The sequence below is a fragment of the Mycobacterium angelicum genome (genome assembly GCF_002086155.1).
Classification (GTDB): Bacteria; Actinomycetota; Actinomycetes; order Mycobacteriales; family Mycobacteriaceae; genus Mycobacterium; species Mycobacterium angelicum.
Window position 1 is genome coordinate 122653 of the sequence record NZ_MVHE01000001.1, and the last position, 23057, is coordinate 145709.

Consider the following 23057-nt stretch of genomic DNA (forward strand, 5'->3'; position numbering starts at 1 on the left):
GCCACCCCGCTCCGATCCACCTGCTCGCATCACGTCAGGCGATCGGCCCCCTTCGCTCGACCTGTACAAATGGACTTTAGGGAAAACTCAGGCCGAAATCAGGGAATCGGTGAAAATAGTTCCAGCACAAGTGGATTAACGCACGCAACGATCGTTGGGCACACGGCATCGACAACTGGGCCGCCCGCTCCCGCGGGTAGCTGGGCGGCCCGAACGCCCGTTATGGCTGACCGAAGAAGCCCGCTTGGTTGTCGCCCTGGTTGAACAGACCCGCGCTGTTATCACCGGCGTTGCCGATACCCGAGCTGCCAGACCCGGAGTGGTAGATGCCTGAGCTGGATCCCAACGGCGCCGAGATTCCCACGCCATAGTTGAAGGCCTGGGAATTGGCGATGCCGGTGTTGTCGTGGCCGGTGTTGAACAAGCCGGTCTGTCCGTCACCAGTGTTCGAGAAACCCGAACTGTCGTCGCCGATATTCTGGAAACCCGAAGTCCGGTCACCCGAGTTGAAGAAACCAGAGACATTGGTACCGGTGTTTCCGAAGCCCGACGAGGTCGCCCCGACCGGAGTGACCGAGCTGCCGACAGCGGTGTTGAAGTCGCCCGAGTTGAACAAACCGGTATTGACGTTGCCGGCGTTTCCGAAGCCCGTGTTCAAGCTGCCGGCATTGAAGAACCCGGTGTTCTTACCCTCCGTCCCGAAAACCGCACCGCCAGAATTGAATGCGCCACTGTTGTCATGACCGGCGTTACCGAAACCTAGGTTGGCACCGCCCGCGTTCCCGAAGCCAACGTTGTTGCTGCCGGCGTTTCCGAAGCCGAAGTTCAGGCCGCCCGAGTTTCCGAAGCCAGTGTTGATGCTGCCGGAATTCCAGAAGCCGCTGTTGGTGCCGCCCGAGTTGGCGAAGCCGAAGTTTCCGTTACCGGAGTTGAAGAAGCCGAAGTTTCCGTCACCGGAGTTGAAGAAGCCGATGTTGTTGGAACCGGTGTTGCCGAAGCCCATGTTGCCGGTGCCGGTGTTCAGCGCCCCGATGCCAATCTGGTTGTCGCCCTCCAGGCCTATACCGATGTTGTTGTTGCCGTGGTTGCCGAAGCCGAAGTTGAGGTTGCCGATGTTGCCGAATCCGACGTTGGACGAACCGATGTTGGCGCTGCCGAGGTTGAAGGATCCGATGTTCGCGCTACCAAAGTTGTGGCTGCCGAAGCGGTTTGCGCTGCCCAGGTTGCCGTCCCCGAACACGTTGGCAAAGCCGAAGTTTCCGCTGCCGAAGAAGTTGCCGCTGCCCAGGTTGAGGTTGCCGAAGTTGCCCCAGCCGAAGTTGATGTTGCCGAAGTTTCCGCTGCCCAGGTTGGCAAAGCCCGAGTTTCCGCCGCCGAGGTTGATGTTCCCGTTGTTTCCGCCACCGAAGTTGACATTGCCGACGTTTCCGGGACCGAAGTTGAAGTTGCCGTGGTTGCCACCGCCGAGGTTCCAGACGCCCAGGTTGCCAAGCCCGGTGTTGATATCGGGCGGGGTGAACGGCGTAGGCGCCGTCAGCGCAGTGACGATGGGAGCCGCAGGGCCGAGGTCAAGCAGGAATGCCGGCGCACCGGCGCGACCGAAGAAGCCGGCCTGGTTGTCGCCCTGGTTGAAGAACCCTGCGCTGCCGTCGCCCGCGTTACCTACACCGGAGCTGCCACTGCCCGAGTGTGAAATGCCCGAGTTCGCCATTCCTGAGTTGTAGAAGCCCACACTGTTGTCTCCGGTGTTACCGACGCCGGTGGAGAAATGGCCCGAGTTGTTGAAGCCGGCGTTGTAGTCACTGGAGTTGTTGAAACCCGAGGCGTGGCCGAAACCGAAACCGCCATTTGTGTTTTGGAAGCCGGATGAGTCAATGGCCGAGTTGTAGAAGCCCGAGCTGCCCGCACCGGTAACCCCGAAGCCCGACGACGTCACACCGGCCGGGGTGAGCGCGCTACCGACGCCCGTGTTCAGGTCGCCGGCGTTCATGAAGCCGGTGTTGATGCTGCCCGCGTTCCCAAAGCCGGTGTTGGTGTCACCGGCGTTCCACCAGCCGGTGTTGTAGTTACCCGAATTGGACATGCCGGTATTGCCGATGCCCGAGTTGCCAAAGCCCATGTTATTGAAGCCCGAGCTGCCGAAGCCCACATTTGCCGCACCGGTGTTGCCGAAGCCGAAACTTTGCTCCGCGGCGTTGCCGAAACCGGTATTGAGGCCGCCGCCGTTCCAGAAGCCGGTGTTGGTGGTACCGGCGTTGGCGAAGCCGAAGTTTCCGTTGCCCGAGTTGAAGATGCCGAAGTTACCGTCTCCGGAGTTGAAGAAGCCGATATTGTTCTTGCCCGAGTTCCCGAACCCGAGGTTTCCGACGCCCGAGTTCAGCGCGCCGATCCCCACCTGGTTATCACCGGTGAGACCGAACCCGATGTTGTTGTTGCCGTTGTTGCCGAAGCCGAAGTTGAAGTTGCCGTTATTGCCGAACCCGACGTTGTAGAAACCATGGTTGCCGCTGCCCAGGTTGAGCGAACCATTGTTCCCGCTGCCGTAATTGGTTTCGCCGCTGTTGCCGCCACCGAAGTTTCCACCGCCGAAGTTGCCGAAGCCGAAGCTGCCGTCACCGCGGTTGCCCAAACCGAAGTTGAGATGGCCCAGGTTTCCGAGGCCGAAATTGCTGTAGCCGGTGTTGCCACTGCCCAGGTTGTAGGAGCCGAAGTTTCCGCTGCCGAAGTTCAGGTTGCCGGAGTTTCCCCCACCCAGGTTGACGCTGCCGTGGTTACCGCCGCTGAGGTTGAAGGAGCCGTTGTTTCCCCCACCCAGGTTCCAACTGCCCAGATTGCCCAAACCGGTGTTCACCGCCTGGATGGCGGCAGCGGCCGGCGCACCGAGGCCGGGTAAGCCCTGCAGCCAGGACGGCAACGCCGCCGCGGCTGCCGAGGCCCCGCCGTGATATCCCACCATTGCCGCCACATCGGCGGCCCACATCTCCTCATAGATGCCCTCGGCCGCGGCGATCGCAGGAGAGTTCTGGCCGAAAATATTAGACAACACCAACTGCACGAACGAATTACGGTTGGCCGCCACCGCCAACGGATGAATGGTCGCTGCCCGCGCTGCCTCAAAAGCACTGACCACGGCCTTCGCCTGAGCCCCCGCTCCAGCGGCCCGAGCCGCCGCGGCGCTCAACCACCCTGCGTACGGGGCCGCCGCGGCGGACATCGCCGCAGCGGCCGCCCCCTGCCAAGCCTGACCCGTCAAACCCGATGTCACCGAGCCGAACGACTCGGCCGCCGACGCCAGCTCAGCGGAAAGTCCGTCCCAGGCCAGGGCGGCCTCGAGCATCGGCGCCGAACCCGCGCCCGAGAACATCCGCAGCGAATTGATCTCCGGCGGCAAGACCGAGTAGTTCATGTGAGGTACCCTTCCGCTTCACCCAGCGCAGGTCGCCCCGATTTTCGACCTGTAAATAGGACTCTAGGAAAAATATCGGCGCCATATTCGCGGTTCAGTCAATTTGCTTCCGAGCAATTAACCAGCGAACGGACGAGTGGCCACTACGTAGATCGCCAATACCGCGAGCGGGGCCACCAAGGGCAACCACGGCAGCTGCACGGGAAACGACACCGCGACCAGACCGGCGAAGGTAAACCCCAGGGCCGAAACGATTGTTGGCCAGCTCGCCACGACGACACCCGCGGGCCCACCGGGCGCGTGCCGGCACACCAGATAGCCAACCGCGCACAGTCCCGACAACGCGGCCAGCACTTCGGGCGGATCGGCGGCCAATAGCACCGACACCGTCAGCAGCACGGCAAGCGTTGCCGCAGAACGAAACACCGTTGCGGCCGCGACAGCGACGACGGCGGCAATCGCGGCGACAACGGCTGGACCGTGCGCTCCAACCGTCGCGGCCCCCACCATCAGCACTCCGAATGCCGGCGCGAAGATCTGAGGTTGCAGTAGCGCCACCACGTCAGCGCCTTACCGCTAGCCGCCCGCGCAGCCGACGGCGCCGGTCGGGCAACGCACTCATCGACTGTTCCAGTGACCGCTCGCCTGGCCAGGACAGCACATCCACACCGACGGTGGCCATGTCGCGATACATGGCGGAGCGCTGCAGCGACCACATTCGCATGACCAGCGGGTCCTGCTCACCTTCAAATGGCGAACTGTCCAGAACGTCGACCGCGACCACGACATGGCCGCGCTTGCGCAAATCGATGAGCGCCAGCGCGAATTCGGTGTCGAGCAGGGTGGAGAACGCGACGACGATCGCCCCGGCGGGCACCGCGGCGCGCGGCGCCAGTGTGCCAGTGGTGTTTTCGAAGCGGTCACCGGCTCCCAGCACGGTATCGAGCACGCGGTAGAACTGGCGCTGGCCGATATCGGCGCCCAGCCAGCGCGGACGATTCCCGCCGAGCGCGACGATCCCGGCCCGGTCGCCGTTTCGCAGCGCGGTCTGGACCACCTGGGCCGCGCCCCGCACCACCCGTTCGGTGGCCAGGGTGGCCGGGCCTGACGGCTGTTGATACGTGTCGATCAGCACCACCACGTCTGCGGCCCGGTCGGTCAACCGCTGCGTCACATGCAACCGGCCGCGGCGCGCGCTCACCGCCCAGTTCACCGCGCGCAGCTGATCTCCGGGCACATAGGGGCGAATGTCGGCGTATTCGACGCCGGGGCCGATATGCCGGGTGAGGTGGGCACCCAGCCGATCCAGCAACTCGGTCTGCGGAATCGACGTCGACTGTGGCGGAGTCAGCGGAAAGACGATGACGTCGGCGGCGTCGACCGTCCCCGATCCCCGCAGCAGTCCGCCGCGCGCGATGAGGTCCACCCGGGCCCGGATGGGATACCGTCCCCAGCGTGGCGTCACCGCCGCAACGGTTTTCACTTCCCGATCGTCGGTTTCGACGGCTTCAAGCCGCATGGGTTCGGGGGCGAAGACAACGAATTCGACTGCTGCGGTGGGTGTTTCCGTCGTCACCCACACTCTGGCCCGGGCCTGCTCATTTTCGAAGCATCGTTGCGCATCCGGTTCGGCGTGCACCTTGATCGTCGGAGCGGGGTGCTGCCAGCTGATCGAGCAGAGTACTCCCAGCAAGGGTGCGACGAATGCGATCAGCTGCCATTTTCCGCCGATGACCGCTGCGACAAGGGCAAATCCGGCACAGGTGGCGATCGCCAGCGTCAGTTGTGAAGCACGCCAGCGCAGCTCGACCTCGCGGGTTTGGATCACCCCGATCCGCCTGTACCTGCGCGCGGAACAGGCAAGCGCCGCAACAGCTCTCCGATGACGTCAGCGCCCTGAATCTTGCGCACCCACATTTCTGGACGCAGTGTGATCCGGTGCGCCACCGCGGCGATGGCGAGCGCCTTGACGTCTTCGGGGATCACATAGTCGCGCCCGAGCAGCAGGGCACGGGCGCGCGCAAGCTGGACCAGGTCGAGTTCTGCGCGCGGGCTGGCGCCCACCGCCACCTGCGGATGGTTTCGGGTCGCGGTAGCCAGCGAAACCACATAGTGCAGCACGTCCTCGTGTACCGTCACCTGCTCGACCGATTCCCGCATGGCCAGCAGATCGTGTGCGTCCACCACCTGGTTCACCGTCGGCTCTGCCGAACCGCGTTCCAGGCGGCGGCGCAGCATCGAGGTCTCGTCCCGTTCCGAAAGGTAGCGCAGCTCCAGCCGGATCGCGAACCGGTCCAGCTGTGCCTCCGGCAAGGGATAGGTGCCCTCGTACTCGATCGGGTTGTCGGTGGCCAGAACGATGAAAGGCATTGGCAGCCGGTGGGTTTGGCCGTCGATGCTCACCTGGCCCTCGGCCATCGCCTCCAGCAGTGCGGCCTGCGTCTTGGGCGGGGTGCGGTTGATCTCGTCGGCGAGCAACAGGTTGGTGAAAATGGGCCCGCGCCGGAAATCAAAACGCCCGGACTGCATGTCGTAGATGGTCGAGCCGAGTAGATCGGCGGGCAGCAGGTCGGGAGTGAACTGCACCCGGGTGAATTCCAGGCCCAGCGCCGCGGCGAAGGATCGCGCGATCAGCGTCTTGCCCAGGCCGGGAAGATCTTCGATCAGTACATGTCCGCGCGCCAGGACGGCGGTGAGAATGAGCGTGAGAGCCGAGCGCTTACCCACGACGACACGTTCGATCTCGTCGAGCACCGCCTCGCAGTGGGCGGTGGTCGTGGCGGCCGGCATAGTCATGAGTCAGTCATGATTCAGTCATACCTGTTCCAATTTGTGCAGGATTTCTTCCAGCGCAGCGCGACCGGGTCCCGGCGCGCTGTCACCCGTGCGTGTGACGTTGTTGGGGTTCACCCATTCCCATAGCTCGGTGCCGAAAAGCATTTGGCCGGTGGCGAAGAAGGCGGCCGGGTCGCGCGCCTGCCGGTGCCCGGTGGCGATTTCGAAGCGCCGCGCCAGCATCGGCCGCAGGTGGCGATCCCAGTCCGTTCGAGTGGATTCCGACCAGCGGATGGTCGTCTCGGTATTGGACAACCAGCGGCGCAACCCCTCCGCCAGATCGTCGGATTCCGGGTCGGCCGAGGGATCGTTCGGGTGTCCGAGGACGCGGCGGATGTTGAGCAACACCAGAGCCAGGGCGACGCCCGCCGCGGCTACCACATAGCGGCGATCCTGCAATATCAGCGCCAGCAACTCTATCCCGACCATCAGGAAAAGACCTAGGGCGATAAGCCTTTTCATGCCGCACTCCGGGTGCTCAGTTCGTCGCGAACCAGCTGCAGCACTCGCACCGCCACCTTGCGATGCCCCTCGTTCATCACATGCGGGCTGAATCGGGCTTCGGCGAACAGCTCTACCAGCCGGACGGCGTTATCCGCCTGCAACGCATGACGTTGCACGGCCCGGGCCAGCACTTCGGTTGGGGTGTCGAATTCCTGGGGAGCAGCACCGGGCACATCGGCCAGTTCACGTTCCATCGCCGCGTAGCACGCGATAATCGCTTCGCGGGGTTCGCGACTCAGGTCGGCGATTTCGGCGAGCCCGACTTCGGCTGCCCGCGCCAGTGATTCGGCCGCCTTCGGAGGTGGCGGCGTCGTCGGGGTGTCGCCTTCGGCGGCAAGGGCCGTTGTCGCCGTCGGGCGCCGCCGCCGGGACACGATCACTCCGGCCGCAACGACCAATAGCAGCACGGGCGTGCTGGCGATCAGGATGCCGAGCATGTCCCCGTTTCTCTTCTGCTGCGGTAGCGGCTTGGGTGGCGGTGTGGTGCCGGGCGCCGACGTCGATGCGTTCGAATCCGGACTGGGTGCGTCCATGTTCACTTCGTGCGGCGCGAGTATGCGCGACAGCAGCAGCGCGACCAACAGCCAGGCCACGATCGCTCCGAGCGCGATCAGCACCACCCGCCAATTCGGCCGGCCCGTGCCGCGGCCCACCATTTCCGGCAGCTGCCCCACGCTGGACGCGATGGTGCGTGGATCACGCAAGCGCGCGATGATGGAGAACGCCAGTATGGCCAGCGTCGCGGCGATGGCGGTGACGAGTATCGCCAGCGCCGCCCGGTTTCCACCGGCCTCCGCCAGTCGCGATCCGTGGTTCGCCGGAAGGTAGCCGCGAAGCGCGGCGGCAACCAAGATCAACAGAGCGATCAGGACGATAACGCGGCCCGTGGGTTTGTCAGACATCAACGCCACCCCGAGGCAGTAGTGCGCCTCATAGCCGAAGGCTAGCGGCGCCGAGCCGCATGGGTCCAGCTTGTCACCGTTGGCGATTTATCGGTCGAACACATATTCGATCCCGCTTGCGGGACCCCCCGAACCCACCGCGACACTGTAGTTGCCGCGACGACACGCCGAAAACGCTCACGGTAACTACAGCTTCGGGGCAAAAGGGGTGAAGCTGCCGTCCAGCACCTGCAGGTGACCGATCGTGCGCCCGGTGACGACGGCCGGGTCCACCAGCGCGAGTTGCACTGCGGCCCGGGCGAATTCGTCCGCGGAAGCCACGTCGTCGAACTCGCGCGCGTAATAGGACAGCCCCGGGGTGAGGATCGGCTTGGACGGCGCCAGCGCGTTGACGGCGATGTTGTGCTCGGCGAGATCGAACGCCGCACATTGGGTGAGGTGCTCGAGGGCCGCCTTGGATCCGCCGTAACCGGGCAGGACGCCGCCGCTGCGGTCGGCGTAGGGGCCGTTGCCGGGCAGCCGCGACGCTATCGAGGTGATGTTGATGATCGAGCCGCGACCGGCGGTGATCATGTCCACCGAGACCAGTTGCATCAACTCATAGGCGGCGAACACCGCGACGTCGAAATGCCGGCGGAATGCGGCCAGCGGCGTGCTGACAAACCCCGGCCACCCGGGCTTGGCCGCCTGGGCGGATCTGACCCGCGGCTGATCGCCGGGCGCCGGCGGACGTCCCGGTGCTGTGAACGCGGCATTGTTGACCAGAATCGCGATGGGACCCAAGGCATCTCGCGCCTCCTGCACCAGCCGCGCAATGTCGTCGCGGTCGGTCAGATCGGCGCGTACTGCCACCGCCTGTCCGCCGGCCGCCTCGATGTCGGCGACCGTCTCGCCGATAGTGCCGGGCAGCCGGTCGTCCCACACCCGTTCGGTACGCCCCACGACGGCCACCGCAGCACCCTCGGCCGCCAGTGACAGGGCGATCGCCCGGCCCAGTCCGCGACTGGCGCCGGTGACGATGGCGGTGCGGCCGGCAAGTCTCATTGCGTCACTCCGTGCACGACGATGGCGGTGGTCTGCTCGACCCAGGTGTCGTCGAGTTTGTCGTCCGGAGACAACAGCATTCGCAGCATGGTGGCTCCGCCGATCAATTCGATCAGGCGTTCCGGGACGACGTCGGGATGCGCCTCACCACGCTCGACGGCCTCCTGTAGCCGCACCCGCACGAGGGTGAACAGGTCGCTGAAGCGGGCCAGGACACGGGCGTTGAGTTCGGGGTCGGCCGTCATGTCGGCCACTAAGCCGGGCAGTGCGGCCCGCACTACCGGGGTGGTGAAGACGTCGCGGGTGGCCTCGATCATCATCCGGATATCGGCGGCGAAGTCGCCGGCCGGAGCCTCGAGCGCGGTGGGCGCCACCGGGAAAGCCGCCTCGTGCACCAATTCGGCCTTGCTCGACCAGCGTCGGTAGAGCGCGGATTTCGTGGTTCCGGCCCGTTCGGCGACGGCAGCCAGGCTGAGGTTCGAATAGCCGGTTTGCACAAGCAGTTCCGCGGTCGCCGACAGGATGGCCGAGTCGATGCGCGGATCCCGGGGCCGCCCGGCGCCGGGGCCCTTGTCAACGGAGGACGGGTCTGCTTTCATAACGCTACCTACCGTATCGTAATTACCCCACGAAGGAAGCCCCGTGGCCAAAGACCCGGCCCCCGACAACGTCGACCGTCTCCAGCGCTCGAGCCGTGACGTGACCACACTGCCGGCGGTGATGTCGCGATGGCTGGGCACGGTACTACCCGGCGGCGTGACACCCGAGGTGACCGTGGAAAGCGGCGTGGACTCTACAGGCATGTCGTCGGAAACCATCATCTTGACCGCCCGCTGGGAATCCGGCGGCCAACCGATTGAGCAGAAGCTGGTGGCCCGGGTGGCGCCAGCTGCGGGCGACGTGCCGGTCTTCCCCACCTATCGGCTTGACCATCAATTCGAAGTGATCCGCCAAGTCGGCGAGCTCACCGACATCCCGGTTCCCAACGTGCGCTGGATCGAAACCACCGGCGAGGTTTTGGGCACTCCTTTCTTCCTGATGGACTACGTCGACGGCGTGGTGCCGCCGGACGTGATGCCGTACACCTTCGGCAACAACTGGTTCGCCGACGCACCGGCCGAGCGGCAACGACAATTGCAGGACGCCACCATCGCAGTGCTGGCGAAGCTGCATTCAATCCCGAACGCGGAGAAGACGTTTGGCTTTCTCACCGAGGGCCGCACCGGAGACACCGCACTGCGCCGGCACTTCAGCTGGGTGCGGTCCTGGTACGACTTCGCAGTGCCGGACATCGGCCGTTCGGCACTGCTGGAACGGACCTTCGAATGGCTGGAAAGCAACTGGCCATCCGATGCCGCCGCGCGTGAGCCGGTACTGCTGTGGGGCGACGCCCGGCTGGGAAACGTCTTGTACCGCGACTTCGCCCCGGTCGCGGTGCTGGACTGGGAGATGGTGACGCTGGGCCCGCGCGAGCTCGACGTCGCCTGGATTGTCTACGCCCACATGGTGTTCCAGGAGATGACCGCCCTGGCGACGCTGCCAGGCCTGCCGGACGTGCTGCGTGAGGAAGACGTGCGCGCCACCTATCAAGAACTCACCGGCGTGGAACTTGCTGACCTGCATTGGTTTTACGTGTACTCCGGCGTGATGTGGGCGTGTGTGTTCATGCGCACCAGCGCGCGGCGAGTGCACTTCGGCGAGATCGAAAAGCCCGACGACCCCAATTGCCCAGAGTCGCTGTTCTACCACGCGGGATTGATGAAGCGTCTCATCGGAGAGGAGCAGTAATGCTAGGCCCACTCGACGAGTTTCCGGTACACCAGGTACCTCAGCCGATCGCCTGGCCCGGTTCCTCCGACCGTAACTTCTACGACCGCTCCTACTTCAACGCCCACGACCGCACCGGCGACATCTTCGTGATCAGCGGCATCGGCTACTACCCCAACCTCGGCGTCAAGGATGCCTTCGTGCTCGTGCGCCGCGGGCATACCCAGACCGCGGTGCACTTGTCGGACGCCATCGACTCCGACCGGCTGCACCAGCACGTCAACGGTTATCGAATCGAGGTCATCGAGCCGCTACGCAAACTTCGGCTGGTCCTCGACGAAACCGACGGCGTCGCAGCCGATCTCACCTGGCAGGGGCTTTTCGATGTCGTCCAGGAACAGCCGCACCTGATGCGCACGGGCAACCGGGTCACCCTGGACGCGCAACGGTTCGCCCAAGTCGGCAGCTGGAGCGGACACCTCGTCGTCGACGGCGAGGAAATCTCCGTCGACCCCGCGACGTGGATCGGCAGCCGCGACCGCTCGTGGGGCATCCGGCCGATCGGTGAGCCCGAACCGGCCGGCCGGCCGGCCGACCCGCCGTTCGAAGGCATGTGGTGGCTGTACATGCCGATGGCGTTCGACGACTTCGCCGTTGTGCTGATCATCCAGGAGGCGCCCAACGGCTTCCGGTCCGTCAACGATTGCACCCGGGTGTGGCGCGACGGCCGCATCGAACAGTTGGGCTGGCCGCGGGTGACGACCCACTACCGCTCCGGCACCCGCATCCCGACCGGGGCCACCATCGACGCGACCGCTCCCGACGGCACGCCGGTCCACTTCGACGTGGAATCCAAACTGGCGGTGCCGATTCACGTCGGCGGCGGCTACGGCGGCGACGCGGACTGGCTGCACGGCATGTGGAAGGGCGAAAAGTTCGTCGAGCGGCTGACCTACGACATGAACGACCCGGCCATCATCGGGCGGTCCGGCTTCGGCGTCATCGACCACGTGGGGCGCGCGGTCTGCCGCGACGGCGACGCGGATCCAGTCGAGGGCTGGGGCCTCTACGAACACGGCGCACTCGGCCGCCACGACCCGTCGGGATTCGCCGACTGGCTAACGGTCGCGCCGTAGCTCGTCGACAATCTCGGCCAGCGTCTGCAGCCCGATAGGCGAGGGCTGATAGAGGCACACCGTGTCCGAGACACCCGAGACCCGGTCCCGGATGTAGGCCGCGATCTCGGCGGGGGTACCGCAACCGGCCAGGGTGTGCAGGATCTCGTCGTCGATCAGGTCGGCCATCTCCTGCCAGCGGCCCTGCTTGGACATCGCGTTGAGTTCGGGTTGCAGATCCTCCCAGCCATGGGCGGCCAGCACCGGACGATAGGCCGGGGTCGACCCGTAGAACGCCAGCAGCCGACGCGTGCTGGCATCGCTGTCAGCCGAGGACACGATGATCTCGGGGATGATGGCGAAGTCCTCGGCTCGCCGTCCGCCGGCGGCGAGGCCCTCGCGCACCGCCGGCATCGTGTGCTGGTGCAGGAACCGTTTGGAGCCGAACGGCATCACCAGCAGGCCATCGGCATGCGCGGCGACGGCCTGGGTGAGCTTGGGACCCAGCGCGCCGACGTAGATGGGCGGCGGGCCATACGGATTCGGACCGGGGTTGAAAGTCGGCGTCATGAGCGTGTGCTGGTAAAAGTCGCCGCGAAAGTTCAAGCGGGAACCGGTATTCCACGATTCGAAGATCGCCCGCAAGGCAGCGACCAGTTCGGTCATCCGGGCCACCGGCCGGTCGAACTGGGCGCCGAAGCGCTTCTCGATCTGGGCCCGCACCTGGGTGCCCAGACCGAGGATGAACCGGCCGCCGCTCAGTATCTGATGATCGTTGGCCTGATGGGCAAGGTGTATCGGATTTCGCGGAAAGGCGATCGCCACATTGGTCATCAGGTCCAGACCGCCCACCGTGGCGGCCAGGGTCAGCGGGGCGAAAACGTCGTGCGGTCCTTCGAAGGTGGCCACCCCGCTAGCGCCGGCGTCGCGCAATTCCCGCGCGCGCTCGGCAGCATCGGTGAGCCCATACAGGGCGGTGTAGACCTGCAAAGTGCCCGCCTGACCAGGGGAAGCAACTGACGATCGAAATTTATCCTACGGGGAGCCGACTAAATGGGGTTCACTATAGGGCGTGACAAACCCTCCGCGGATTGTCGACGTTGTCGTGGTGGGGGCCGGCTTCGCCGGGCTGTCTGCAGCCCGTGAGTTGACCCGACAGGGCCACGATGTGCTGGTATTCGAGGGGCGCGAGCGTGTTGGCGGTCGCTCTTTCACTGGCAGCGTCGCAGGATTACCAGCCGATATGGGCGGCTCATTCGTGGGCCCCACCCAGGACGCGGTCCGAGCGTTGGCGGCCGAGCTGCAGGTGCCGACCACCCCGACCCCCCATCAGGGCAAGAACGTCATCCACTGGCGGGGCGGGCCACGCGCCTACCGCGGGACGATTCCCCGGCTGTCGCTGGCTGGGCTACTCGACATCGGCCGGTTGCGTTGGCAATTCGAAAGAATTTCACGCAACGTCCCGATTTCGGCACCGTGGGACGCCCGACGGGCTCGCCAACTCGACGAGGTGTCGTTGGGTCAATGGTTGCGTTTGGTCCACGCGACCGCCTCCTCGCGCGACCTGATGGCGATCATGACGCGAGTGACTTGGGGATGTGAACCCGACGACGTGTCGATGCTGCACGCCACCCGATATGTCCGCGCCGCGGGCGGCCTGGACCGGCTGCTCGACGTCGAGAACGGTGCCCAGCAGGACCTGTTTCCGGGTGGCACTCAACAGATCGCCGAGTTGGCCGCCGCCGAACTCGGCTCCCGGGTGGTGCTCAACGCGCCGGTCCGTCGCATCGAGCGGCACGGCGCGGGTGTGACGATCACTTCCGATCAGGGCCAGGCCGATGCCGGGTTCGTCATCGTAGCGATCCCACCGGCCCATCGCGCAGCCATCGAGTTCAGTCCCCCGCTACCGCCCGAATACGAACAGCTCGCCAAAAACTGGCCACAGGGCCGGCTCAGCAAGGCCTACGCCGCATACGAGACGCCGTTCTGGCGTACCAACGGTTTCTCCGGCCAGGCTCTGTCCGACCGGGGTCCGGTGTTCATCACCTTCGACGTAAGTCCTCATGACGGCCCCGGTGTTCTGTTGGGATTCGTCGATGCCCGCGCGTTCGATTCGCTGCCCACCGAGCAGCGCCGCCGCGATGCGTTGCGGTGCTTCGCGGCACTGTTCGGCGAGGAGGCGCTCAAACCCCTCGACTATACCGATTTCCGCTGGGGCACAGAGGAATTCGCACCGGGCGGCCCGACGGCCGCGGTGCCGCCGGGCTCGTGGACGCGATACGGGCGATGGTTACGTGCGCCGGTCGGGCCGATTCATTGGGCGGGCACCGAAACCGCGGACGAATGGACCGGATACTTCGACGGCGCGGTCAGGTCCGGCCAGCGGGCGGCCGCCGAGATCGCGGCCCTGCTATGAGCTGATTCGGTGCACCCGAGACCGGGCGACCGATTCGGCCAGGACGCGCAGCTGGCGATTGACCTCGTGCGGTTGCTCCAGCATCGAGCAGTGGCCGCCGGGCAGTTCGACCAGACCGACGACGTTGGGCGCGGTGGCCGCGATCTTGCGAGACTGGCTGATCGGCGTCAGCCGATCACGTTCGCTACCGATAACCAGGGTCGGCACCGTCAGACCGTCCAGGTTGAGGTAGCGCGATCCCATTTCCCCGACGAGCATTCTGGCGCAGCCACCGCGCCCCGCCGGTGACGTCTGCACGAACAACTCGTAGATCAGGTTTGCCGCACTTGGGTCGGCATCGGCGGCAACCGCCATCATCGCGACCAGCTGCCGAGCCGGTATCCGGATCGCGCCCGGAAGCGGGAAGCCGCCCAGGGCGCCGATCAGGCTCCGGCCGGCCAGGACCCGGGCCCCCGCCAACCCCTTGGGCACCGGCAGGAAGCGCACATTGGACACCAGGTCGCCGGTGGTGGTGTTGATCATCGCCACGGCGTCCGCACGCCGGGAAACCTTGTGGCGGTAGCGTTGCGACCAGGCTGCGATGGTGATGCCGCCCATCGAATGCCCGGCGATCACCGCGCGCTCGTGCGGAGCCAACGTCGCGTCCAGTACCGAATCCAGGTCGGACGCAAGGTGTTTGAGACTGTAGCCACCCCGGCGCGGGATGCCGCTGCGTCCGTGACCCCGGTGGTCGAAGGCGATCACCCGGTAGTCGGAGGCAAGGTCTGCGATTTGGTAAGCCCACGCCCGCAGGGCGCAAGTGATGCCGTGGGTCAGCACTATCGGGTAGCCATCGGACGGCCCGAACACCTGGGTGTGCAATGGGGTTCCGTCGGCTGCGCGGACCGTCAGGTCGCGGCTGGGCGGCAACTCCTCGGGCAGCCGGAGTCGCGTACTGCCCCGGGTCGACTTCCGAGCACTCATCGCCGCTCCCCCTTCGAACGCGGCCGCATTGCCGCCTTCCGGTTGGACGCGAGTTTACCTGCACGTAATGGGAAGCCGTCGCAGTTTGGACCAGATTTCCAGGCACGAGATGTGAGAGGCTGACACTCGTGTCCCAGTTATCCCGTCGGGAATTCCTGGCGGCGGCGAGCTTGACCGGCGCCGGGCTGGCCGCGGGCTGCACAACCAATCGTCCGCCGGCGCGCAGCACCAAGATTTCGCGTCCGGGCACTACCACCACCGCGCCACCGGACACCAAGTCAGTGCTCGTGATCGGCGCCGGGATGGCGGGTTTGGGTGCCGCGCGCAGCCTGGCCGACGCCGGATGGCCGGTGCGAGTGATCGAGGCCCGCAATCGAATCGGCGGCCGCGTGCATACCAATCGCGATTGGGGGGTGCCGCTGGAAATGGGTGCGTCCTGGATCCATGGCGCAACCAACAATCCGCTGGACGAGCTGGCCGACAAGGTGTCAGCGCAGCGCAGTCCCACCGAGTACTACAAGTGGACGGAACTCGCGGTGGACCCTCGACTGGCTCCGCTCACCTACACCCAGGCCAGCCAAACCAAGTGGCGGCATTTCGTGGAAGATGCCGGCGACGACGTCGACGGCGGGTCATTGGGCGCCGTGGTCGAAGCCTCGGCCAAACGCGAGGAGCTTTCCGACACCGAGCGCGCTGAATTGGCCTTCTTCGTCAACACCGAGATCGAGGAGGAGTTCGCCGCCGACGCGAGCCAGCTGTCCGCTACAACGTACGATCTGGGCCGCTACACCGACGGCCCGCAGCTGGTGATCACCAGCGGCTACGACGCAATCCCGCGGCTGCTGGCCGAAGGGCTGCAGATCGTCCTCAATACCGTCGTCACATCGGTTGAGCGACACGATGATTCGGTGACGCTGCGGGCGGGCAACCAGATGTTCGAGGGCCCGGCCGCGATCGTCACCGTTCCGCTGGGCGTGCTGAAATCCGGTGCCATCACCTTCGATCCACCGCTACCCGACGGACACGCCCATGCGGTGAGCGCCTTGGGATTCGGCGTATTGTCCAAGAGCTACTTCCGGTTCGACAAGCGAACCTGGGACGTTCCGAATTCGTTCTACCAGTATCTGGGCGCTGACGACGGCATGTGGGCGCAATGGTTGAGCTTGCCGGCCGACGCGGGACCAATTGTGTTGGCTTTCAACGCGGGTCACCGGGGCCGGTATGTGGAGTCAGCCGCTGGCGGTGATTTGATGAACAGCGCGCTGCCGATCGCCCGGCGGCTGTTCGGAGCTGACATCGCGCCCCTGGAGATCAAGTCGTCGACGTGGAGCGTCGACCCATATGCAGTGGGCTCGTATTCATTTCACGCTCCCGGCTCAGGACTGGACGACCGGCGCCGGCTGCAGCAGCCGATCAGCGACCGGCTGTATCTGGCCGGCGAGGCCGTCGGCACCGACAATCCGGCCACCGTGCACGGCGCTCTGCTCAGCGGGCGGCACGCTGCGGCTGAGCTGATGAACCGGTTACGTTGATGCTCAATACTTTTCGAACGCGGGTAGCTCACGCCAGCTCGGCCAGGTGGTCTCCCAGACCCGGTGGATCCGGCCGTCGCGCAACCCCGCGATGAGCACCACCTCGATGCGGCTCGGCTGCTCGCCGGGACGAGACGTGGTGATCCACACCCGCGCGGCGACCTTGTCGGGGGCCGCCACCCAGGCCTGCTCGTCGTATTCGACGGCGTAGCTGATGTCGCTGGCATATAGCTCGCGGTGGCTGTCGCTGAACTCGGCGCAAGTTTGGCTCAGCCCGTCGGAGTACATCACGAAGTCCGGGTGGTAGTAGTGCTCGATCAGCTCGGCGTTCTTAGCGACGACCATTCGGTCGAACATCTCGCGCAGCAGGGCCACTGGGTCTGGTTGGCTCAAGCCGGCAGCTCTTCCCTGTTGCCGCGGCCCAGGTTGCGGAAACCAGCACAGGCTTGTTTGACACCCAAGATGAACGGCAGCGACTGCATCTCGAACTTCATCTTCGCCGAGAACCGGCCGACGGGGCTGCGCTCGGGCACCTCAGGCACCTCCACCGGCAGGGCGAGGTCGATGTAGAAGGTGGACGTTTGGCCGATGCCTTCGAAGTCGTGGGTGAGCGGCAGCGAACGCTGACGCATCGACTCCTCCAGGCACTGCGACACCACGTCGGTCATCAGCACGTATTCGGGTATCGGTACCGAGTTCTTGAGCATCCGGTGCACCAGGATGACGTCGACACCGGCGAGCTCGACGCGGCGCTTCACCTTTTGCTCGGCCACCTCGCCCTCGTGCACCACAAACTTGAGCGAAAGGTTGCCCAACTGGGCGCAGCTCTGGCAGGTGCAGGATGCGTCCTTCTTGATCCGTTCCTTACGGGCCAGAAATGCCTGCCGCATGATCGCCAACCGTTCACACACCATTCTGGCGTTGCCCCCCGGCGCCCAGAAGAATGCGGCATCGCCTTCCAACTTCGCCAGCTTGAGGCCTTTGCCGGCATCGATGACCGCCTCCAGCAGCGCGGCCACCGCCTGCTGGGCGTGCGCCAGGTGCATCCGGTTCCACGTCATGTAACGCGTGTACCCGCCGATATCCGCGATGAGCAGAACTGCACGCCGGATCGCCATGAATTCGGCAGTTTACTAGTCGCTAGAGAATTGGTCTGCCCCCGGTGACCGCCACCCGTGCGCCCGAGATGTAGCTCGCCTCGTCGGAGGCCAGCAATACGTAGATCGAGGCCAGCTCGGCCGGCTGTCCGGCGCGCCCCAGCGGCACGTTGTCCCCGAACGACTTCACTTTCTCCGCAGGCATTGTCGACGGGATCAGCGGCGTCCAGATCGGGCCGGGGGCAACGCTATTGACCCGAATGCCGCGTGGGCCGAGGAGTTGAGCAAGACTGGCCGAGAAATTCGCTATCGCCGCCTTGGTCGCCGCGTATGGCGCCAGCGTGGGATTGGGAGAGTCGGAATTCACCGAGGAACTACCGATGATCGACGAGCCTTCGCGCATGTGCGGCAGCGCCGCCTTGGCGAGGTAGAAATAGGCCCCGACATTGAGCCGGAACGTGTGGTCCCATTCCTCGTCGCTGATTTCTTCCAGGCTCTCGTGGGTCATCTGGAAGGCGGCGTTGTTGACCAGCACGTCGATCTGACCGAACTCCGACGCGGCCCGCTCGACGACCGCGCGGCACTGTTGCGCATCGGCCAGATCACCCCGAACCAGCACGCATTTGCGACCCGCGTCTTCGACATACCGCGCGACGTCCTGAGCGTCGTCGTCCTCATTCAGGTAGGCGATGAGCACGTCGGCGCCCTCTCGAGCGAAGGCGATCGCGACGGCTCGGCCGATTCCGCTGTCGCCGCCGGTGATCACCGCGCTCTTGCCGGTCAGCTTGCCCGATCCGGTATAGCTGTGCTCGCCGCAGTCCGGGACGGGATCCATCTGCGCCTGTACACCGGGGACGGATTGCTGCTGTTCGGGAAATCCCATGTGCAGGGCATAACCGTTATCGGCGGGGGTAAACCTGAGGCGTCAATTTCCCGAATTACTCAGTCCCACAACCAGATTGATCGTGACCGCTAGAATTACCGCCCCGAAGAGGTAGGACAGCACCGCCTGACAAAGCGCAATGGCACGCAGTTTGCCTGTCTGCAAGCTGGTGTCGGAGACCTGGTAGGTCATGCCGACGGTGAACGCGAGGTAGAAGAAGTCCAGGAATCGCGGCTCTTCGGCGCCATTGAAGTTGATCCCGCCGGTGGGCTCGGAGTAGTAGATGTCGGCGTAGCGGACGCTGAAGACGGTGTGCACGACGAACCACGCGGCGACAATGCTGACCACCCCGACCGCAGCCGTGACATCCTTCTCGACCCCCGCCTTGGAACCCGCGGCGAGCAGATGCGCGACACCACCCACACTCGCCACGCTCGCCACCAGGATGATGGCGTCGGTGACCCAGCCCCTCGGCGGGTCCTCGGGGCGGACATGTTCGCGGGTCTGGACGGAGTCCATCGGCAGCACGACGATCCATGTCCAGGCGAGGTAGACGAACGCCGCAGCGATCCAGCCCGCGGCCGGCGCGTATCGCAAGCCTGCCGCCGAACTGATGAGCATTGCCGTCGCGACTCCGAGCAGTGCCGCCACGATCAGCCGAATCACTACGCGCGTGCGTACCGTCGCCATGGCTACCCTAAGTGCAGCAATTTGGATCCAGTGCGGCACACAGAGCCTGTAGCGCATCCGGACGCACCCGATGGAACACCTTCATTCCGCGCCGGTCCGAGACCACCAACCCGGCCTTACGCAGCTGAGTCAGATGATGACTGACCGTCGACTCGCTGAGGTCCAGTACCGCGGCAAGTTCGCCCGAAATCTCCTCGCCCGCAGATGAACTGAACAAGTACGAGATGATCTTGACCCGGACCGGGTCGGCCAGCGCCCGTAGCCGCAACGCGATCTGCAGTGCATCGTCGTCTGACAACTGCCCTGAAGCCACCGGGGCGCAGCAGACCGGTGCGGTCGTGTCGATCACCGGCAGCGCTCTGGGCATAGGGCCACATTGCCACAAAGTTTGACATATATCAAAAAGGTGGCATGCTGAGTGTCGTCGAACTACTTCGATATATGTCTCACAGGTTTGGAGGATTTTCCATGTCTCGAGTGCAGCTGGCTCTCAACGTCGACAACCTCGACGACGCAATTGCGTTCTATTCCAAGCTGTTTGGTTCCGAACCGGCCAAGGTCAAGCCCGGTTACGCCAACTTCGCGATCGCCGATCCGCCGTTGAAGCTGGTCCTGCTGGAAAACCCCACGCAGGGTGGCACACTTAACCACCTCGGGGTGGAGGTCGAATCCAGCGAAGACGTGCACGCCGAGATCGGCAGGCTGGCGTCTGCCGGGATGTTCACCGAGGAAGAAATAGGCACCACGTGCTGCTTTGCCACCCAGGACAAGGTCTGGGTCACCGGGCCGGGCGGCGAGCGGTGGGAGGTCTACACGGTGCTGGCCGACTCCGACACCTTCGGCGCAAGCCCTCAGCACCCCGCCGAGAACGGCGACGGCGTGTGCTGCGGCGGTGCCGCCGCCCAGACCGCGCCGTCATGCTGCTGAGTTCGGCAGCACGTCGATGACTGACACCGTCCCTCGTTCTGGGCTCGCCGCTGCGACAAGGCTTCCCACTCTTGATCGGCTGCTGCCGGTTTGGATTGCGGCGGCCATGGCTGCCGGGTTGTTGCTGGGCCGATTTGTCAAAGGCTTGGGCACGGCGCTGAGTGCCGTTGAGCTCGACGGCATTTCGTTGCCGATCGCACTCGGCTTGTTGATCATGATGTATCCGGTGTTGGCCAAGGTCCGCTACGACCGGCTGGACACGGTCACTCGCGACCGCACGCTAATGGTGTCCTCACTTCTGCTCAACTGGGTGCTGGGGCCTGCGGTGATGTTCACCCTTGCCTGGCTGCTGCTGCCGGATCTGCCCGAATACCGCACCGGCTTGATCATCGTCGGGCTGGCCCGCTGCATCGCCATGGTCGTCATCTGGAACGACCTGGCCTGCGGCGACCGTGAAGCCGCCGCGGTCCTGGTCGCGCTCAACTCGATTTTCCAAGTCGCGATGTTCGCAGTTCTGGGCTGGTTCTACCTCGCAGTACTGCCCGGCTGGCTCGGGCTGGCTCAGACCGACATCAGCGTCTCCCCCTGGCAGATCGCCAAGTCGGTGCTCCTGTTTCTCGGCGTGCCATTGGCGGCGGGATATCTATCCCGACGCTGGGCCGAAAAAACCAAGGGCCGCAACTGGTATGAAACCCGCTACCTGCCGAGGATCGGGCCGTGGGCGCTCTATGGGCTGCTGTTTACGATTGTGATCCTGTTTGCGCTGCAGGGAGACCAGATCGCCACTCGGCCTTGGGACGTGGCCCGCATTGCCCTGCCGTTGCTGGCCTACTTCGCGATCATGTGGGGCGGCGGCTTCGCCTTCGGCTACGCCGTTCGACTCGGTTATGCACGCACCGCGACCCTGGCTTTTACTGCCGCCGGCAACAACTTCGAGCTCGCCATCGCCGTGGCGATCGCCACGTACGGCGCCACCTCAGGCCAGGCACTGGCCGGCGTGGTAGGCCCGCTGATCGAGGTGCCGGTCCTGGTCGCTCTGGTCTACGTCTCCCTGGCGCTGCGGCGTCGCTTCCCGACATGACCGGCCCCAGCGTCCTGTTCGTATGCGTGCACAACGCCGGTCGATCCCAAATGGCGGCCGCACTGCTGACCCACTTCGCCGGTGACCGCATCGAAGTGCGTTCCGCGGGAACCGAACCCGCCGAGCAGATCAACCCTGTGGCCGTTGCTGCGATGGCCGAATTGGGCATCGACATCACCGCGGCGGCGCCCAAAGTCCTCACCGATCTGGCCGTCGCAACCAGCGACGTCGTGATCACCATGGGCTGCGGCGACACCTGCCCCTTCTATCCCGGGGTGTCCTATCGCGACTGGAAACTTGACGACCCCGCCGGCCAACCGCTTGACGTCGTACGCCGAATTCGTGACGACATCGCTGAACTAGTGCGTGCCTTGATTGACGAACTACTGCCTGTTCAAGACGCGTGACCTCCCGTTTGGACGCGCTGCTTTGACCCCGCCTCATAGTTGCGATTAGTGAGATAACTGTGTAGATAGTCGTCGGCCAGCAGACGGGGAATCTGGTGGCGGTGCTGCGGCGATGGGTCAAAGCGGAGAACCTTCGCGCCGTCCACCGTGGCTACCGGAATGTTGTAGTCGGGGTTTTCTTCGACGAACTTGATCAGCTTCTTGGTCGTCAGGTTCTTGGCGTATTCACGGTCGGACTGCACGAGTCGCGCGACGTAGGCCATCTTGGCTCGCATAGTGGGGTCATCCATCACCGCGTTCTCCAAGTCGGCGAACCCGTCGATGCGGACCTTCGCGGTGACGGTGGCAAGGGTTTCGCGGGCCAATCGGCGCGCCTTCTGGTCGGCCTGCAGTTTGGTCTGGATCAGCGTCACTGTCGTGAAGTAGGCGAACCCCGCGCAGGTGAATACGTCGAATCGCGGTTCGTAATAGAGCACTTCGCCTTCGATCGGCCGATAGATGCCATCGCGAGGTATGAGGGTGATTCCGCGCTTGCGGGTCGCGATGCCGGGACCCTTCAAGCGGTGGGCGACGATCTGGCTCGGTCCGGTGCCGACCGCGTGGGCCATTGCGACCGCCTGGCCACCACCGGCGTCGTTGGGAACGTCGCCGCGCCGAATCTCGGCGTCGACGGCGGCGAGCTCGGGGATCTCGCTGAGGTTTTCCACGAGCACCTGGGCTGAGCTGGTTTGGTAGGACGGGTCGTAGTCAAGGAATTGCTTCTGCGACAGACCTGTCGCGGCTCCCACGACGTCTTTGATCACGTCGGCAGCCATGTCACTGACTACGTCGAACCTCGACACCTGTGCGCCGGCCAGCGCCTCGCCGCGAATCACGAAATTCGCAAGGGCGGCAATGCTTTTGCCGACAGCTTCGGTGAGCGCCTCCCGGGCTGTATCCGCGGTCATGTGCGCCCCTTCAGTTGGATCGCGACGTCGTCGCCAAGGTAGCGACATTCGAGCGGCCCGCGCTGCGGGATGTGATTGCGCTTGGCCAGCAGCATGGTGACGGTGCCGTTGGTAGCCGTCACCTCATAGAGGCGGAAGCCGAAAACGGCAAGGGCCGGATTCAAGTGGTAGAGACCGGCACGAACGTAGATCACGACCAGCAGCACCACGAGCGCCCAGGTGGCGGCGACGGCGGGCCCCCTGGCCCCGCCGAACAGCGCAACAACGAGCGGTACGACATAACTCGAGGTGAAAGCCAGCACCCGCTCATCGGCACGCCGAACCGACGTGGTCTCGACACTTCGCGGCTGGATCCTCGACAGACTCCGCAACACGACGGCAAGGAGCAGAACTGCCGCCGCGGCCGCCCCCAGGATCACCCAGCTGACCCAGCCGAAATCGCTGAGCTTGAGGACGGCGAGCAACGCGACCAACGGCGCGAACGCCGAGGCCAGCAACCCTATGCCGACGACCCGTTTCATAGCTCCGACCCTACGGCCAG

Annotated in this window: 22 protein-coding genes and 1 pseudogene; 6 read left to right on the top strand and 17 right to left on the bottom strand. The window is 65.0% G+C overall.

The genetic code is table 11. The annotated features are described in order from the left end of the window. Positions 1–220: 220 nt before the first annotated feature. From BST12_RS00575 to BST12_RS00610, 8 genes are all read right to left on the bottom strand, one after another. Complete coding sequence (locus BST12_RS00575) at positions 221–3406, bottom strand: PPE family protein (RefSeq protein ID WP_083111045.1); 3186 nt, start codon at positions 3404–3406, stop codon at positions 221–223. Positions 3407–3523: 117 nt separating this feature from the next. Beyond that, on the bottom strand, positions 3524–3916 hold the full coding sequence (locus tag BST12_RS00580; protein WP_083111217.1) for a hypothetical protein: 393 nt from the start codon (positions 3914–3916) through the stop codon (positions 3524–3526). A 52-nt stretch (positions 3917–3968) separates the two neighbouring features. Continuing rightward, on the bottom strand, positions 3969–5234 hold the full coding sequence (locus BST12_RS00585; RefSeq protein WP_083111046.1) for a DUF58 domain-containing protein: 1266 nt from the start codon (positions 5232–5234) through the stop codon (positions 3969–3971). Continuing rightward, positions 5231–6202: an AAA family ATPase gene (locus BST12_RS00590; RefSeq protein ID WP_083111047.1), complete on the bottom strand. Its 972-nt coding sequence runs from the start codon at positions 6200–6202 to the stop codon at positions 5231–5233. The genes BST12_RS00585 and BST12_RS00590 overlap by 4 nt, the downstream gene beginning before the upstream one ends. A gap of 18 nt (positions 6203–6220) precedes the next feature. Then, complete coding sequence (locus BST12_RS00595) at positions 6221–6703, bottom strand: hypothetical protein (RefSeq protein ID WP_083111048.1); 483 nt, start codon at positions 6701–6703, stop codon at positions 6221–6223. After that, complete coding sequence (locus BST12_RS00600; protein ID WP_083111218.1) at positions 6700–7647, bottom strand: DUF4129 domain-containing protein; 948 nt, start codon at positions 7645–7647, stop codon at positions 6700–6702. Before BST12_RS00600 ends, BST12_RS00595 begins: the two co-directional genes overlap by 4 nt. A 186-nt stretch (positions 7648–7833) precedes the next feature. Further along, complete coding sequence (locus tag BST12_RS00605; RefSeq protein WP_083111049.1) at positions 7834–8691, bottom strand: SDR family NAD(P)-dependent oxidoreductase; 858 nt, start codon at positions 8689–8691, stop codon at positions 7834–7836. Continuing rightward, positions 8688–9290, bottom strand: a complete 603-nt coding sequence (locus BST12_RS00610; protein ID WP_083111050.1) for a TetR/AcrR family transcriptional regulator — start codon at positions 9288–9290, stop codon at positions 8688–8690. The genes BST12_RS00605 and BST12_RS00610 overlap by 4 nt, the downstream gene beginning before the upstream one ends. Before the next feature lie 43 nt (positions 9291–9333). On the opposite strand from BST12_RS00610, the gene BST12_RS00615 reads away from it, so the two are divergent. Together BST12_RS00615 and BST12_RS00620 are read left to right on the top strand one after the other, a co-directional pair. Beyond that, positions 9334–10479 (top strand): phosphotransferase family protein, encoded by a 1146-nt coding sequence (locus BST12_RS00615; RefSeq protein WP_083111051.1) that lies wholly within the window; start codon positions 9334–9336, stop codon positions 10477–10479. Next, a complete protein-coding gene (locus tag BST12_RS00620; RefSeq protein ID WP_083111052.1) occupies positions 10479–11594 on the top strand; it encodes an Rv3169 family protein in 1116 nt (371 codons plus the stop codon). The genes BST12_RS00615 and BST12_RS00620 overlap by 1 nt, the downstream gene beginning before the upstream one ends. Here the strand turns inward: BST12_RS00620 and BST12_RS00625 are convergent. Further along, entirely contained in the window at positions 11577–12563 is a 987-nt protein-coding gene (locus BST12_RS00625; RefSeq protein WP_083111053.1) for a TIGR03617 family F420-dependent LLM class oxidoreductase, read from the bottom strand. The two genes, BST12_RS00620 and BST12_RS00625, sit on opposite strands and share 18 nt — an antisense overlap. An 82-nt stretch (positions 12564–12645) precedes the next feature. On the opposite strand from BST12_RS00625, the gene BST12_RS00630 reads away from it, so the two are divergent. Next, entirely contained in the window at positions 12646–13989 is a 1344-nt protein-coding gene (locus BST12_RS00630) for a flavin monoamine oxidase family protein (protein ID WP_083111054.1), read from the top strand. On the opposite strand, the gene BST12_RS00635 is transcribed toward BST12_RS00630, so the two are convergent. Continuing rightward, complete coding sequence (locus BST12_RS00635; RefSeq protein ID WP_083111055.1) at positions 13984–14952, bottom strand: alpha/beta fold hydrolase; 969 nt, start codon at positions 14950–14952, stop codon at positions 13984–13986. The two genes, BST12_RS00630 and BST12_RS00635, sit on opposite strands and share 6 nt — an antisense overlap. 128 nt (positions 14953–15080) lie before the next feature. Here BST12_RS00635 and BST12_RS00640 point away from each other — a divergent pair, with 128 nt between their 5' ends. Then, a complete protein-coding gene (locus BST12_RS00640) occupies positions 15081–16484 on the top strand; it encodes a flavin monoamine oxidase family protein (protein ID WP_083111056.1) in 1404 nt (467 codons plus the stop codon). Positions 16485–16487: 3 nt separating this feature from the next. Here BST12_RS00640 and BST12_RS00645 read toward each other — a convergent pair whose 3' ends face one another. The 5 genes from BST12_RS00645 to BST12_RS00665 are packed head-to-tail and all read right to left on the bottom strand — an operon-like array spanning position 16488 to position 19521. Continuing rightward, the gene (locus tag BST12_RS00645) at positions 16488–16841 is read right to left on the bottom strand and encodes a nuclear transport factor 2 family protein (RefSeq protein ID WP_083111219.1); all 354 of its coding nucleotides are present in this window, start codon (positions 16839–16841) and stop codon (positions 16488–16490) included. A gap of 32 nt (positions 16842–16873) precedes the next feature. Next, positions 16874–17602 (bottom strand): DUF2652 domain-containing protein, encoded by a 729-nt coding sequence (locus tag BST12_RS00650; protein WP_083111057.1) that lies wholly within the window; start codon positions 17600–17602, stop codon positions 16874–16876. A gap of 22 nt (positions 17603–17624) precedes the next feature. After that, on the bottom strand, positions 17625–18464 hold the full coding sequence (locus BST12_RS00655) for a glucose 1-dehydrogenase (protein ID WP_083111058.1): 840 nt from the start codon (positions 18462–18464) through the stop codon (positions 17625–17627). 42 nt (positions 18465–18506) lie between these two features. Next, positions 18507–19175 carry a DUF1345 domain-containing protein gene (locus BST12_RS00660; RefSeq protein ID WP_372510954.1) on the bottom strand — a complete coding sequence of 223 codons (669 nt, stop codon included), beginning with the start codon at positions 19173–19175 and terminating at the stop codon, positions 18507–18509. After that, positions 19162–19521 (bottom strand): Rv2640c family ArsR-like transcriptional regulator, encoded by a 360-nt coding sequence (locus BST12_RS00665; protein WP_083111060.1) that lies wholly within the window; start codon positions 19519–19521, stop codon positions 19162–19164. The genes BST12_RS00660 and BST12_RS00665 overlap by 14 nt, the downstream gene beginning before the upstream one ends. 101 nt (positions 19522–19622) lie before the next feature. Here BST12_RS00665 and BST12_RS00670 point away from each other — a divergent pair, with 101 nt between their 5' ends. Together BST12_RS00670 and arsB are read left to right on the top strand one after the other, a co-directional pair. Continuing rightward, on the top strand, positions 19623–20081 hold the full coding sequence (locus tag BST12_RS00670; protein WP_083111061.1) for an ArsI/CadI family heavy metal resistance metalloenzyme: 459 nt from the start codon (positions 19623–19625) through the stop codon (positions 20079–20081). 16 nt (positions 20082–20097) lie between these two features. Beyond that, positions 20098–21569, top strand: a pseudogene (gene arsB, locus BST12_RS00675) (ACR3 family arsenite efflux transporter). Here the strand turns inward: arsB and BST12_RS00685 are convergent. Next, positions 21557–22516: a hypothetical protein gene (locus BST12_RS00685; RefSeq protein WP_083111064.1), complete on the bottom strand. Its 960-nt coding sequence runs from the start codon at positions 22514–22516 to the stop codon at positions 21557–21559. The pseudogene arsB and the gene BST12_RS00685 sit on opposite strands and share 13 nt — an antisense overlap. Beyond that, on the bottom strand, positions 22513–23037 hold the full coding sequence (locus BST12_RS00690) for a hypothetical protein (RefSeq protein WP_083111065.1): 525 nt from the start codon (positions 23035–23037) through the stop codon (positions 22513–22515). The genes BST12_RS00685 and BST12_RS00690 overlap by 4 nt, the downstream gene beginning before the upstream one ends. Between the last annotated feature and the right edge of the window lie 20 nt (positions 23038–23057).